The 14,621-nt window shown below is 36.3% G+C and carries 15 protein-coding genes; 12 read left to right on the top strand and 3 right to left on the bottom strand.

Annotation, left to right across the window (positions count from 1 at the left end):
- Positions 1–58 precede the first annotated feature (58 nt).
- Entirely contained in the window at positions 59–958 is a 900-nt protein-coding gene (locus tag ACIP9W_RS10780) for a LysR family transcriptional regulator (RefSeq protein ID WP_400789055.1), read from the bottom strand.
- A 143-nt stretch (positions 959–1,101) separates the two neighbouring features.
- On the opposite strand from ACIP9W_RS10780, the gene ACIP9W_RS10775 reads away from it, so the two are divergent.
- The 5 genes from ACIP9W_RS10775 (at position 1,102) to ACIP9W_RS10755 (ending at position 4,995) form a co-directional block, all read left to right on the top strand.
- Positions 1,102–1,953, top strand: a complete 852-nt coding sequence (locus ACIP9W_RS10775) for an aldo/keto reductase (protein ID WP_400789053.1) — start codon at positions 1,102–1,104, stop codon at positions 1,951–1,953.
- A 57-nt stretch (positions 1,954–2,010) separates the two neighbouring features.
- The gene (locus ACIP9W_RS10770) at positions 2,011–2,352 is read left to right on the top strand and encodes a cyclophilin-like fold protein (RefSeq protein ID WP_400789051.1); all 342 of its coding nucleotides are present in this window, start codon (positions 2,011–2,013) and stop codon (positions 2,350–2,352) included.
- 20 nt (positions 2,353–2,372) lie between these two features.
- Positions 2,373–3,557 (top strand): MFS transporter, encoded by a 1,185-nt coding sequence (locus ACIP9W_RS10765; RefSeq protein WP_400789049.1) that lies wholly within the window; start codon positions 2,373–2,375, stop codon positions 3,555–3,557.
- Positions 3,558–3,587: 30 nt separating this feature from the next.
- Complete coding sequence (locus tag ACIP9W_RS10760; protein ID WP_400789047.1) at positions 3,588–4,142, top strand: cyclophilin-like fold protein; 555 nt, start codon at positions 3,588–3,590, stop codon at positions 4,140–4,142.
- An 88-nt stretch (positions 4,143–4,230) separates the two neighbouring features.
- On the top strand, positions 4,231–4,995 hold the full coding sequence (locus ACIP9W_RS10755) for an SDR family NAD(P)-dependent oxidoreductase (protein ID WP_400789045.1): 765 nt from the start codon (positions 4,231–4,233) through the stop codon (positions 4,993–4,995).
- A 250-nt stretch (positions 4,996–5,245) separates the two neighbouring features.
- On the opposite strand, the gene ACIP9W_RS10750 is transcribed toward ACIP9W_RS10755, so the two are convergent.
- A complete protein-coding gene (locus ACIP9W_RS10750; RefSeq protein WP_400789043.1) occupies positions 5,246–5,701 on the bottom strand; it encodes a MerR family transcriptional regulator in 456 nt (151 codons plus the stop codon).
- Between the two features lie 401 nt (positions 5,702–6,102).
- Between ACIP9W_RS10750 and ACIP9W_RS10745 the strand changes: the two genes are divergently transcribed.
- From ACIP9W_RS10745 to ACIP9W_RS10720, 6 genes are all read left to right on the top strand, one after another.
- On the top strand, positions 6,103–7,113 hold the full coding sequence (locus tag ACIP9W_RS10745) for a quinone oxidoreductase family protein (RefSeq protein ID WP_400789041.1): 1,011 nt from the start codon (positions 6,103–6,105) through the stop codon (positions 7,111–7,113).
- 59 nt (positions 7,114–7,172) lie between these two features.
- Positions 7,173–7,718, top strand: coding sequence for an NAD(P)H-dependent oxidoreductase (locus tag ACIP9W_RS10740; protein ID WP_400789038.1), 546 nt, complete (start codon positions 7,173–7,175; stop codon positions 7,716–7,718).
- A gap of 167 nt (positions 7,719–7,885) precedes the next feature.
- Positions 7,886–8,809, top strand: coding sequence for a LysR family transcriptional regulator (locus tag ACIP9W_RS10735; protein ID WP_400789036.1), 924 nt, complete (start codon positions 7,886–7,888; stop codon positions 8,807–8,809).
- 215 nt (positions 8,810–9,024) lie between these two features.
- Complete coding sequence (locus tag ACIP9W_RS10730; protein WP_400789034.1) at positions 9,025–9,876, top strand: aldo/keto reductase; 852 nt, start codon at positions 9,025–9,027, stop codon at positions 9,874–9,876.
- On the top strand, positions 9,869–11,032 hold the full coding sequence (locus ACIP9W_RS10725) for an MFS transporter (protein WP_400789032.1): 1,164 nt from the start codon (positions 9,869–9,871) through the stop codon (positions 11,030–11,032). Before ACIP9W_RS10730 ends, ACIP9W_RS10725 begins: the two co-directional genes overlap by 8 nt.
- A 16-nt stretch (positions 11,033–11,048) precedes the next feature.
- Complete coding sequence (locus ACIP9W_RS10720; protein WP_400789030.1) at positions 11,049–11,774, top strand: 3-ketoacyl-ACP reductase; 726 nt, start codon at positions 11,049–11,051, stop codon at positions 11,772–11,774.
- A gap of 674 nt (positions 11,775–12,448) precedes the next feature.
- Here ACIP9W_RS10720 and ACIP9W_RS10715 read toward each other — a convergent pair.
- Positions 12,449–12,664 carry a hypothetical protein gene (locus tag ACIP9W_RS10715; RefSeq protein WP_400789027.1) on the bottom strand — a complete coding sequence of 72 codons (216 nt, stop codon included), beginning with the start codon at positions 12,662–12,664 and terminating at the stop codon, positions 12,449–12,451.
- Between the two features lie 655 nt (positions 12,665–13,319).
- Here ACIP9W_RS10715 and ACIP9W_RS10710 point away from each other — a divergent pair.
- Positions 13,320–14,477, top strand: a complete 1,158-nt coding sequence (locus ACIP9W_RS10710; RefSeq protein ID WP_400789025.1) for a pyridoxal-phosphate-dependent aminotransferase family protein — start codon at positions 13,320–13,322, stop codon at positions 14,475–14,477.
- The last annotated feature ends 144 nt before the right edge of the window (positions 14,478–14,621 follow it).

Here is a 14,621-nt window from a genome sequence, read left to right as displayed (position 1 = left end):
GATAGGTGAGTTCTAAATTTATAGATCGGTGATGGAAGATTTAGAACTCCTATCAGCACTAATTATTTTTTGAGTTGTATATATCAATATTGCTTCGAAGCTGATCTAAAAACTTCTTCGCTGCACTCGAAAAAACTTGATGTTTTTTCCATATAATATTAAGCCCAGCTTCCAGTTTAGGGGATAACGGTCGAAAGCAAAGCTCGCTATCCTCTGAAGTGTCTATCAGTTTATCGATACACATGGCATATCCAATATTTTCTTTTACCATAAGAGAAGCATTATAAAGTAAATTATAGGTACCCACAATAGGTAGATATTCAATCTCTTGACCAAACCATCCCGCTATTTCATTGCTTCCAGCAGTTTGGCGCGAAATAATAAGCGGTTTATCGATTAAGTCTTTTGGTTCAAGAAAAGACTTATCTGCCAAAGGACTAGTCTTTAGCATGAGTACACCCCATGTATCTATCGCCGGTAATTGTATAAAGTTATATTTTTGCTTGTCTGCTGGTTCGATGACGATTCCGAAATCTAATAACCCACTATCTAACTTGGCGGTAATGTCATCTGCGTTACCGCTATATGTATGAAATTTAATATTTGGAGAAGTGGTCAGAACTTCTTTTAGTGTTTTGGCAATAATGTGCATCGCTTCTGTTTCTCCACCCCCAATATATATTTCTCCACTAATAATTTCTTCAGGCTGATTAAAATTTGCTTCCGTTTTATCTACTAATTCTACAATTTCTTTCGCCTTTTCTAATAGGAATACGCCTTCATCGGTCAAAGAGATTTTTCGATTTCCTCTTATCAATAAAGTGGTTCCCAGCTCTTTTTCAAGGTCATTTATTTGTCTGGATAAAGTAGGTTGCGATAAATGTAAATAGTTTGCGGCTGCTGAAATACTTTCTTGATTGGCTATAGCGATAAAATAACGTAATACACGAATCTCCATGTTATCCTCCTTTTGATATGTCTTTTAGTTATAGCAGTTCATTTGATATAGGTATTTGTTATCCAAAGCATAGCATCTTATAATCATATTTACAAAGATCAAGCTAAAGAGAAAGATACTAGGATGTAAAGGAGAAATTTAAAATGGATACCATTCAATTAAATAATAAAGTAACTATGCCATTATTAGGGTTTGGTGTGTTTCAAATAACGGATCAGGAATTATGTGAGCAAAGTGTTTTAAATGCTTTAAATACGGGCTATCGAATGATTGACACAGCTGCTAGTTATGGAAACGAAGAGGCTGTTGGAAATGCCATAAATAAAAGCGGAATTGCAAGAGAGGATATATTTATTTCTTCAAAGGTTTGGATACAAGATGCGGGCTATGAAAAGACAATGAAATCTTTTGAAAAAACACTGCACAACCTGCAAACCGACTATGTGGATTTATATTTAATCCACATGCCTTATGGTGATTATCATGGAAGCTGGAGAGCGATGGAGGACTTATATCGATCAGGAAGAGTTAAAGCGATTGGTGTGTGTAATTTTCTTGAAGATCGTTTAGTCGATCTAATATTGAGCCATGAAATTGTGCCGGTGATCAATCAGATTGAGATGCATCCGTTTTGTCAGCAAAAGGATTTGCGGACTGTGATGCAACAATATCACATTAAAACCATGGCATGGGCGCCTTTTGCGGAAGGCAATAATGGCATTTTTACGAATAAGACATTGGCAGAAATAGGCGTGAAATATGGGAAAAGCCCAGCTCAAGTCATTTTAAGATGGTTCCGACAAAATGACATTATCACGATTCCAAAATCAATTCGCCTGGAACGTATTCAAGAAAACTTTATGGTCGATGATTTTGCATTAAGTGGCGAGGATATGATTCAGATTGAACATATGGATTTGGTAGAAAGCTTGATACTGGAAATTCAAAATTTGGATGAAGTGTACCGACTCCATAAGATTCAATTTGAACAATAAGCAGTCCTCCGACAAACGAAAAACAAATAGAAGGGAAAGAGAAAAGTGAAGATACTGATGAAAATACTGAATGATGAATATCCAGTAACTTTAAATGATTCGCAAGCAGCCAAGGATTTTGGTGATTTGTTTCCCTTAACACTAACATTAGAGGATTATTCCAATACGGAAAAGGTTGCTGATTTACCTCATCCATTAGAAGTCAGTGATTCTCCTTCTGGAACAGCAGCAGATAAAGGAGATGTGTCTTATTATGCTCCTTGGGGTAACTTAGCAATTTTCTATAAAGATTTTAGATATAGTGAAGGGCTAGTAAATTTGGGGAAAATTGATCAAGGTAGTGAAATGCTTACAAAGTATGGGGAAAGTTTCGAGGTTACTTTTCTAAAATATGAATAAATCAAAGCAGGCCTGATTGTATGAAGGAAGTGAAACATTTTTTTATGAACGATTCAAAAAAAATATTAATATTTATATTAGCGGTAGGGGTTTTCGGTATTCTAAATACCGAAATGGGGGTTATTGGAATACTGCCTTCCTTAGCTGATCATTTTGATGTCAGTGTTACTAAAGCGGGTTTATTGGTTAGTCTTTTTGCATTAGCCATTGCCATTGCTGGTCCAACACTCCCATTGGTTTTTTCGGGTATTAATCGAAAAAAAATGATGGTACTAGTACTAGGTATATTCATTGTCGGAAACATTATTTCTATTTTCACGGCTAATTTTACAGTTGCTTTAATAGCACGTGTGGTTCCAGCTTTCTTTCATCCTGTTTATGTATCGATGGCTCTATCTGTGGCAGCAGCTTCTGTAAGTGAAAAAGAAGCTCCCAAAGCAGTATCAAGGGTATTTATAGGAGTTTCTGCAGGTATGGTGTTAGGGGTACCAGTAGTAAGCTTTATTGCCAATACGGTTTCACTTGAAGTCGCCATGTCCTTCTTTGCTATCGTAAATATTATTACATTAATTGCAACTATCGTATTTGTCCCATCCATGCCAGTAAAGGAAAGACTTACATACGGATCTCAGCTCAAAATATTAACAAAAGGGATTACATGGCTATCTATCTTTGCGGTAATTTTTTTAAATGGAGCCGTGTTTGGCATATATAGTTACCTGGCTGAATTTTTAGATGTGGTAACGAGTATGTCAGCAAATGTTATCAGTATTATGTTATTTGTTTACGGATTAGCAAATATCATTGGGAATGTTATTGCCGGTAACTTACTGACACATTCTCCTATCCGTACTGTAATTTTATATCCGATTATACTAATTGGGCTATACCTAATTTTCTTTTTTGTAGCTGAACTTACGGTGCCTACAGCCATTATTATTTTGATATGGGGAATCCTTGGGGGAATTGGAGGGAACGTAAATCAATACTGGATTATGACTTCCGCACCAAAGGCTCCAGATTTCGCCAATGGCCTATTTTTAACTGCTACTAATTTAGGAACGACCATTGGAGCAAGCATAGCTGGAATTATTATTGCACAAATAGGAACAAAATATATTCTATTTGTAGGAGTAATTGCATTAGTACTCGGTTTTATATGCGTGTTACTTAGAAACTCCCTGTATAAATCTACTAGTGTCTAGATTGAATGGGAAGCTGATCGGAGGGATTTTATGAAGAAGGTTGTTAATTGGATACTAGTAATATTTATGGTGTTACCTGTGTTTTTAACAGCCTGTAATAACGGAAGTAACGAAGAAGATGTGAATATTCATCAAGAAAGCATACAAGAAGAAAATGATTCAAATAAACAAAATGTTAAATCGAATGATGATACAGCTGATTCTAATAATGAGGCAAAAAAGATAGAAGATACCAAAATAAAATTAACGTTTAACAATGAAGAAGTAATTGTCAAAATGCTTGATAACCCAACAAGTAACGATTTCTTATCACAACTGCCTCTTACATTAACATTTGAAGATCATGCAGGAACCGAAAAAATCAGTTATATACCAAGTGAATTATCTACCGAGGGAGCGCCATCAGGAATAGAACCTGTTGCAGGAGACTTTACTTATTATGCTCCATGGGGAAATTTAGCTCTATTTTATGAGGATTTTAGATTTTCTAACGGACTGATTAAATTAGGTGAATTTGAATCTGGAATAGAAAAGCTTGAACATCTTGATGGTGATTTCGAAATGGTAATTAAAAAAATCGAGTAAATGTATTGCTACCAGGACTAGGTCAGGACTTAGTATTACAGAGGGCATATTTAATGATATAAAAACATGGTAAATGGAGGAGTAAGGTATGAAATATACAGTAATTACTGGAGCAAGTTCAGGAATCGGATATGCAACCGCTTTGGCTTTTGCAGAACGTGGAAAAAACCTTATACTGGCGGCCCGCAGAGAAGAAAAGTTAGAACAATTAAAAGACGAAATAAAGAAGATAGATCAAAATATAGATGTCATCGTAAAGCCGGTTGATTTATCAATAGCCGAAAATGTCTATGTATTTTATGAATCATTGAAAAAATATGAGTTAGAGACATGGATCAACAATGCTGGTTTTGGTAATTTTGCTTCTGTAAAAGAACAGAACTTACATAAAGTTGCATCCATGCTACATGTAAATATCGAAGCAGTAACCATTCTGTCTTCATTGTTTGTGAGAGATTATGAAAATGTGGAAGGGACACAGATTATTAATGTCTCTTCAGCAGGCGGCTATATAATGATTTCTGATTTTGTGACTTATTCCGCAACAAAGTTCTATGTAAGTGCGTTCACAGAAGGTCTTGCCGGGGAGTTAAAAAGTAAAGGATCAAAAATGCAGGCGAAGGTTCTAGCCCCAGCTGTTACACAAACAGAATTTGAACTAAGTTCTTTGGATGTAGACGAGTTTCAATATGAAGGACAATTTCCTAAGTTTCATACATCAGGAGAAATGGCTAGATTTATGTTAACGCTTTATGATAGCAACAAAACTGTAGGTATGGTAGACGAATCTACTTATGAGTTTCATCTAAAAGATCCAATTTTTCCATTCAGGGAATTTGAAAACAAGAAATAAAATTGGTGCTCCACTTAAACATGTTACCCTAGGGTTTTAGAAAACATTCCCGCCAGTTTAAGTATGACGAGCTAATCATTAATAAGGATAATATACAAATTCATTTTGTATTATGATTGAGAGAGCAAAGGTATACACTTAGACTAACAGGACGGATTAGCTTAAGTACAATTCTTCAAAACAATAAAGAAAAAGTCGATTTCCACTAAGGAACATCGACTTTTCTTCTATGCTGCATAGATGAGAAGCATTATTTTTTATCTGGCATTTCACCTTCTGCTAAAGGACAGGATGTATTTGTCACTTTATCTTTCCCCCAATTTACTGGATTGGTATCGTCTGGAATCACTTCGTTTATAATGTCACGGTAGTGTTTTTCTTTGTTAGTAATAAATTCTGCCATTAATTTTACTTCTTCTAATTCAGCTAGAACCGCCTCTTTTTGCTTCTGTATCATTTCATAGCGTTCCTGAATGGTTGATCCGCCTTCTAAACACAGGTCTACATATTTTTTGATATCTTCCACTGACATCCCGCTTTTTTTTAATCTTTTAGCACCAGTAAGCCAGTGTATGGAAGCGTCATTAAAAACTCGATTATTGTTCTTATCACGTTGTAAACTTGGAACCAATCCCTTATCAGTATAGAAACGAACGGTGTGTTCAGTAAGATCAAGTAATTTGGATACTTCTTTCACAGTGTACATGTAAGTCTACCTCTTTCACAGTATTTTATAGTTAAAACGATATCATTGACTTCGTGTTACACGAAGGTAGTAAAGTGATATTACTTTATGTTCCCAAGATTGTAAAGCCCAATTGTAGAATGTGGAAAAATTAATGTGACATTATTGACTTCGTGTAACCCGAAGGCTGTATGATTTAATCGAGGGAACCAAAGGGGGTATTGGACATTTTATAGTTGCTAATAACATTTAAGGTTTAACAAAAGAATAGCACTATTGACTTCGTGTTACACGAAGGTTATATGATTATTTTGGTACAAAGGAAAATTAAATCCATGGAGGTCCTATATAAAGTATAGGAGATTCATTTCACGGGAAAATAGTGTATATAAATTAAAGATGAAAGGAAGTAAAACAACCAAATGAAAGCAATTATTTTAAGAGAAGCAGGCCTTCCAAGCCAACTGAAACTGGAAGAAGTAGAAGTACCTAAAGCTGGTTCAAAAGAGGTTGTTGTGCGATTAAAAGCAACTGCTCTTAACCGAAGAGATTTAATGATCGTACAGGGGCGATATCCAGGTATGAAGTTACCATCCATTCTCGGTTCAGACGGTGCGGGAGAAGTAGTTGAGGTTGGAAGTGAAATCGAAAATATTTTCATTGGTGACCAAGTGATTATTAATCCCGGTGTAAATTGGGGCAGCGATAAGAATAAAAAAAGAGCGGACTTCACCATTCTTGGTAATCCATTTGATGGAACTTTTGCTCAGTATGTAAAAGTACCGGCGGAAAATGTCTATTCTAAGCCATCTCATTTATCGTGGGAAGAAGCAGCCGCACTTCCGCTTTCAGGTTTGACTGCTTATCGTGCTCTTGTGACAAAAGGCAATGTGAAGGAAGGGGAAAACGTTCTGATTCCTGGCGTCGGTGGAGGCGTAGCAACCTATCTCGTGCAGTTTGCATCTGCACTCGGTGCTAAAGTTTATGTGACATCTAGCAAAGAAGAAAAGATTGAAAAAGCAAAAAGCTTAGGCGCAACTGGTGGTGTTAACTACACATCAGATCATTGGTCAGAGGAATTAGAAAAATTAACGGGGGGCATTGATTTATCTATCGATAGTATCGGTGGTGAAGTATTCAAAACGCTAGTATCACTTGGAAAGATTGGAAGCCGAATCGTCAGTTTTGGGGCAACGAGGGGACCTGTTCCAGATCTTCTACTGCCAAGTATGACAGTAAAAGAAATGTCAGTAATCGGCTCAACGATGGGCAGCCCGCAAGATTTTGTAGAGATGATCAATTTTGTGGAAAAACATAAAATTCACCCTATTTTAGACAAAATCTATTCGCTAGAAGAAATAGTTGATGCATTGTTCAGAATGGAAAAGGGAGAAAATTTCGGAAAAATAGTTTTGACAATCCCACAAAATTAATGAGAGTGCTATTTAAGCCAAATAACAAACCAAATTATATTCTAAGGAGAAATACGATAATGAAAACTTTAGTTCTTATTTTTCACCCAAATTTAACTGCTTCTCGTGCAAATAAACAATTGGCAGCTGAAATGGAGAATCAGGAAAATGTCACGGTTCACCATGTCTATGAGGCTTATCCAGATGAAAAGATTAATGTTGCGGCTGAGCAAAGTTTATTGGAGCAACATGATCGCATTGTTTTACAATTCCCATTCTACTGGTACAGCTCACCTTCTTTGTTGAAGAAATGGGAGGATGAAGTTCTTACTTATGGCTGGGCTTTTGGAAGTAATGGGGATAAGTTACATGGAAAAGAGCTACTAATTGCTGTTACTACTGGTGTTGATAAAGAAGGCTATTCACCTGGCGGAAATGTAAAGTTCACTGTTCCGGAGTTACTACGCCCATTTGAAGCAACAAGTAATTTGATTGGTACACGCTACTTAACACCTTATGTATTGTATGGCGCCGTTCAACAGGCTGATAAACAGCTTGAAAAAAATGCGAAGGATTATGTGGCCTATGCATTGAACCCTGAACTTAATCTGCTTAATATCCGCTAACATTGTCTGAAATCGTCCATTTAAAGAAGTTAAAAAGAATGGAAATGATTGATAATGTCTAGGTAATGTGAGGCTTTGTCTTCTCTATATGTGGCTCTCTCATTCGCCTTTCTAAGGGACCTAGAGTTAATATGAGGTTAACTAAAGGATAATAGGGAGGTAGAAATATGTATAGCTATCAAATTGAGGTTTTTGTTGCTGTTGTAGAAAACGGTAGCTTTAGTAAAGCTGCTAATCAATTGTACGTATCCACTACAGCTATCATGAAACAAATAAATCTATTAGAAGATCGGCTAAAGATGACTTTACTAAAGCGAACTTCACAAGGGATTACTTTAACACCGGCGGGCGAATCATTATATAAAGATGCTAAAGAGATTATGGAGTTATCCGAAAAAGCCATTCAAAAAGCCCATAAATTAGCAGCTGAGTCTACTTATACTATTCGGATTGGGACTTCTTTTCTAAATCCTGTTAAACCTTTTATGCCCATTTGGAATAAAATCAATGAATTTTATCCCCAATTCAAATTGCAAATCATTCCTTTCGAAGATGATCATTCAACGATCATGGAGACAATTCGAACATTAGGAACACGGTTTGATTGTATTTTTGGTGCCTGTGATTCTAAACAATGGCTGGAATATTGTCAAATAGTAAAATTGGGGAGTTTTCAACTGAGCTGTGCATTTCCATCAGACCATCCACTAGCTAATCGTAATATAATTCGTTTAGAAGACTTGCATGGTGAACGTTTAATGATGGTAAGTGCTGGTGATAGCCAGAGTAATGATGAATTGAGATCTTTTATTAAAGAACATCATTCAGAAATTATTATTATTGATCTGCCTAATCATTATGATTTAGAGGTATTTAACGCTTGTGAACAAACAGGAAGTGTATTACTAACTTTAGATGGTTGGGAAGATATTCATCCTTCATTAGTTACCATTCCCCTGGATTGGGACGGAAACCCGCCTTCTTTTGGTCTTATTTATGATAAAAAACCAAATGATGCAATGCGTAAATTAATTCAAGCAGTAAATCAAGTTCAAAGTAGAACTGATAGTCGTTCACTTGAGATAAAGTGAAGCTCCTATCAGTGGTTGATCCCCTTTCCCCACTGATGTTAGTTGAACCAATTCACTAAGGTTAAACCAAAAGTTTATACACTGTGAACTTTTTAGAACTTCCTTCTATTTGCATTTGGACATAGAATTTTTAGAGACAAGTCATTCTGATAATCACTCTTTAAGGACTTGCTGTCTATTTAACTTTTATGTAAAAAGAAGGGAGATTTATTATTGTGGAATATGTTACGTTAAACAATGGAGTTCAAATGCCATTAGAAGGTTTTGGTGTGTTTACGATTGAAGACTTAGATGTCTGTGAACAAGCTGTTACCGATGCATTACATACAGGTTATCGGCTCATAGATACAGCTGCTGCATACTTTAATGAAGAGGCTGTTGGGGCAGCCATTAAAAAATCTGGTATCCCTCGCGAAGAGTTATTCATCACATCGAAACTTTGGGTACAAGATGCCGGTTATGAAAATGCGAAAAAAGGTATCCAAACTTCTTTAGATAAACTTGGTTTAGATTATATGGATTTATATTTAATTCACCAACCGTTTAATGACTATTATGGTTCATGGCGAGCAATGGAAGAAGCTTATGCAGAAGGTAAGATTCGTGCGATTGGCTTAAGTAATTTCTATCCTGGTCGTTTAACAGATTTAACAATGAATGCAAAAGTAATTCCCGCTGTGCTTCAAGCTGAAATGCATCCGTTCTTCCAACAAACAGATGCTATTGAAAATATGAAACAATTTAATATTCAACCTCAGGCTTGGGCTCCTTTAGCGAAAGCATCAGATGAGATTCTAAATAATGAACAATTAAAAATGATTGCCGAAAATTATTATAAAACAGTTCCTCAAGTAATGCTCCGTTGGAATACACAACGTGGTGTTGCCGTTATTCCAAAATCGACTAACAAAGAACGTATCGAAGAAAACTTCAATATTTGGGATTTTAGCTTAACTGATGAGGAGATGGCTACCATTACTCTACTTGATCAAGGGCATAGCCAATATATTGATCACAACTCGGCAGATTCAGCAAAGTTATTCAATGATTGGAAGATTCATGACTAAAAGAAATAATCTGATGATATTAATATTGACCATAGGTGTTTTCGGCATTTTAAATACCGAAATGGGGATCGTTGGAATATTACCTTCACTTGCTGATCATTTTCAGGTTAGTATACCTAAAGCAGGGTTGTTAGTGAGCCTCTTTGCCCTTGCAGTTGCAATAGCCGGCCCAACTATGCCCTTATTGTTTTCAGGTATAAATCGTAAGAAGGTAATGTTACTTGTACTTGGCGTTTTCGTAATGGGTAACATTGTGTCCATATTTGCATCAAACTTTACTGTTGTTTTAATTGCTCGTGTGATTCCAGCTTTTTTACATCCAGTATATATCTCAATCGCTTTAACAGTAGCTGCTACCTCTGTTAATAAGGAAGAAGCCCCGAAATCTGTTTCTAAAGTAATGATGGGTGTATCTGCTGGGATGGTACTCGGTGTACCAATCACCAGTTTTATCGCTAATACAACTTCGATTGAAATGGCTTTTGTTTTCTTCACTATCGTCAATGTTATAGCATTTTTAGCTACATTACTATTTGTACCAACTATGCCAGTTAAGGAAAGAATTTCTTATGGATCTCAATTAAGGGTATTAAAAAAATCGATTATCTGGCTATCTATTGTTGCTGTTCTTTTTATACATGCAGCAATATATGGGGTTAATAGCTACCTTGCTGAGTATCTGGAAACCGTCATCAATATATCAGGAAACACTATTAGTTTAATGTTACTCATATTCGGTGGTGCAAGTATTATTGGAAATATAGTGGCTGGCAAGTTGCTTACAAAAAATGCATTAAAATCTGTCATATCTTATCCTTTCGCATTAGGAATCGTTTATATCTTCTTATTCTTAATGGGGCAGTTCACTGGACCTATGGCTTTCATTATTTTAGCTTTTGGAATAGTAGTTGCTATAGGAAATAATATTTGTCAATATTGGATTACTTCTGCGGCTCCAGAAGCCCCTGAATTTTCAAATGGTTTGTTTTTGGCATCCGGTAATTTAGGAGTAACAATGGGTACATCTGTAAGTGGGTTGATCATAGCAGGAGTCGGTACACAGTACCTTGTATTTGGTGGCTTCCTTTTCTTAATATTGAGTTTAATATTTATCGCACTAAGAAGTTATATGTATAATCCTAAAACAATTAGCTAGCGAAGGAGACAGTGGAATGGTTCAATCATTAGAAGGAAAAGTAGCTTTTGTCACGGGGGCTGGACGAGGGATTGGAAAAGCCATTGCAATGGATTTAGCGAAGGCAGGCGTAAATGTAGGAATGCTGGATAAGAATGAGGAATTATTAAAGAAAGTAGCAAGCGAAATCGGCACTATAGGTGTGAAAGTCGCTTATGGTAAAGCAGATATTTCCTCTTTAGAGCAAGTAGAACAGGCAATTGAAAAGATGACAACTGAAGTTGGTGCAGCTGATATTTTAATTAATAATGCTGGAATTGGCATTTTCGGTAAATTGTTAGATATCGAACCTGAACAATGGAAGAAGGTTATTGATGTTAATTTAATGGGAACATACTATGTTACACGTACTGTTCTTCCACAAATGATTGAAAAAAATGGGGGAGATGTGATTAATATTTCCTCTACAAGTGGATTATCTGGTGAATCGACATTAAGTGCTTATAGCGCATCAAAATTTGGTATTATCGGTCTTACTGAATCATTGGCACAAGAAGTACGCCACAACCATATCCGAGTTACAGCGTTAACACCAAGCACTGTGGTAACTGATTTTATAGCTGACTTACAGTTAGTTGATGATGATAAGGCTGAACAATACATGCATCCGGAAGACATATCTCAATTTATCGTCTCCCAATTAAAATTGGATCAACGTATTCATGTAAAAACTGCAAGTCTAATTAATACAAACCCGTTTTAATATAGCAGGAAGGTCAACCTTTTTAGACGTTAACATTCTAAGATCTATCGTTATTTCCCCAGGGTCCGTTGATACAGAATTATATACATCCATTAATCACAAAGAAAATCGGGAATGGATTAAAAATAACTCAAGTAACCCTGAACTAAGCATGAAGCCTGAAGATATTGAAGATGCTGTTGCTTATGTTGTAGGGACACCAAATAATGTCTCTGTAAGTGAGATGATCATTCGACCTACTAGACAACCGATTTAATATCTAAATTAAAAGAGGCTGGGACAAAATAAAAGATATCAAATTTCTCGCATAGAAATTTGATATCTTTTATTGCATTTCCGTCGTGAAAGACAAGCATCCTTTGGCACTGCTCCCTCTCCCTCATGTAGACTGACACTAACGCTTTCGTCACCAAAACCATCTAACGAAAGTAAAATAAGCGGAGAATTTCCGTCTATATACGGAGTGGAGCTCCTTACAAGGAAAATAAGGGCATTTTTTCCGATTAAGCAAGGCAAAAACCGCCATTTTCACGTTTTTTGACTCAATAGGCGGAATATTTCCGTCTATTTAAGTCTTTTTTCCTGTTAATGACGAAATAAGCGAATTTTTTCCTCTATTTAGCGGATTGGAATCTTCATCTGATTTCCACAATCGGCGGGAAAGATGGAGAGTCCTATATAATAACTTGCAGGAACATTGCGCGCGACTTGTTCGCTACATTTGCCGCTTCCCCATCGATGCAGAAAATACTGTTCCAAATAGTCGCACTTTCATTTAAAATCCATACATGAAGCATCCATTTTTTGATATAGTTTCTTGTCTCATATAAGGAGATTTCTACTTCTGTCCCAATCTCTTTTAAACTCTTTATATTTTTAATGTCTTCCACTGAGATATCTCTTTTATCACGCTGTAAACTGGAACTAATCCCTTATCAGTATAGAAACAAACGCTGTATTTTGTTAGCTCAAGTTATATTCTGTCCCTGTAATAGAAACATTCATAGTAATTCAAACAAACGTAAAAATTGAAACTTTCGTGTTTGTTTTTGTCACAGAGACCAAAAGTGCACATATAGAGCATTTATCACGGTGAACACTCATATCAATAAGACGGTACCACAACAGTAGATTTCAACAAAATGGATGAACATGACTTTCTCATCCCAAAAAATAACCCATCCTTGAGTTGACGGCTCAGATGGGTTACTTACCTCAATAGCCAATTCCCTTGAAGGGAACCTACTATTATATTGGATCATTTGATGCGCAAACATCAAATGGTCTTTTTTATTGTACTCAAATGTTAATATAAGTATACGTTTTTATGTTGGTTATATCAAGCTTCAAAGCATAATATCTTGATTTGTTTACATTCATATCATCTTTTAAGGACAAATCAATGATTGGGCTAATTGCAATTCCTTCTACTATGATATACCAATTGTCATTTAATTTGTAATGGAGATGAAAAAAGTATATGTTTTATTAATAGTGGATTTTTGTTGGCACAGCCAAAAATCAAATATAAAGGAGATTAAAACTATGTATCGAAATATTCTTAGACATCCGGGACCTACTCCAATCCCTAAAAAAGTGGAATTGGCAATGGCTCAGGATATGATTAGTCATCGTACGGAAGAATTTGTCAAACTCTATCGAGAAACTACTGCACGTGTGAAACCTATCTTTGGGACAAAGCAAGATATTTTACTTATTCCTTCAGGTGGTACGGCAGCATTAGAAGCAGCTGTGGTAAACACTGTTTCGCCAGGAGATGAAGTAGTCATCATCACAGTAGGCGCGTTTGGAGATTATTTCGTTTCGATATGTGAAAAGCATGGCTTGCAAGTACATAAACTTGAAAAAGAGTGGGGGGAAGCCTGCACCAAGGAGGATCTGATTGACTTTTTGAAGCCATTATCCAATGTGAAGGCCGTATTTGCTACTTATAACGAAACTTCTACAGGCATCTTAAATCCTATTGAGCAATTAGCAGAAGCAGTGCGCGATCATTCGGATGGTCTTTTTATAGTGGATGGGGTGAGCTGTATTGGTGGTGCTCCTGCTGAAATGGACAAATGGGGTATTGATATTTTGGTAACAGGTTCTCAAAAAGCGATGATGCTTCCTCCGGGACTTTCCTTTGTAGCGGTAAGTGAACGGGCATGGAAAGTGATAGAAGCTAATCAAACGAATGCCTATTATTTAAATTTATTAAGCTACCGTGAATGGGCAGAAAAAGGAATGACCCCTAATACTCCAGCGGTTTCGCTCATTATGGGACTTTCCGCTGTATGTGATTTAATAGAAGAGGAAGGCGGATTTTCGAAAACAGTTGAACGACATGAGGTCATGAAAAATATGGTTCGCGAAGCTATGAAGGCTCTATCTATTGAATTGTTAACAAGTGCTGAGTATGCATCACCAACAATTACGACGATACGGACCCCAGAAGGATTGGATCTTGCAGACTTTTTAAGCCACTTAAAGAATAAGTATCACATTGATTTTGCTGGTGGTCTTGGTCCACTTCAAGGGAAGGTGTTCAGATTCGGACATATGGGATATTGCTTCCCTAGCGACATACTTCAAGCAGTTTCTCTTATCGAAGCAGGCTTGCAAGATTTTTCTTATCCATTTGAACTTGGAACTGGAGTAAGTGCGGCACAGCGAGTTTACTTGTCCTCATTAGGTAAGTAATATCTTATATTTGACCGTTTGATGCTCAAACATCATTCGGTCTTTTTTATTTTACTAATACCTTTTGCTGTATACTAACATCCATGTTTACTTCAAACAAAGGAGAAGAAATAAAAAATCTATTTAAATCGATAGGAGAAAATA

Source organism: Psychrobacillus sp. NPDC093180 (assembly GCF_044754065.1).
GTDB lineage: Bacteria > Bacillota > Bacilli > Bacillales_A > Planococcaceae > Psychrobacillus.
This window is presented reverse-complemented; position numbering and strand designations above follow the sequence as displayed.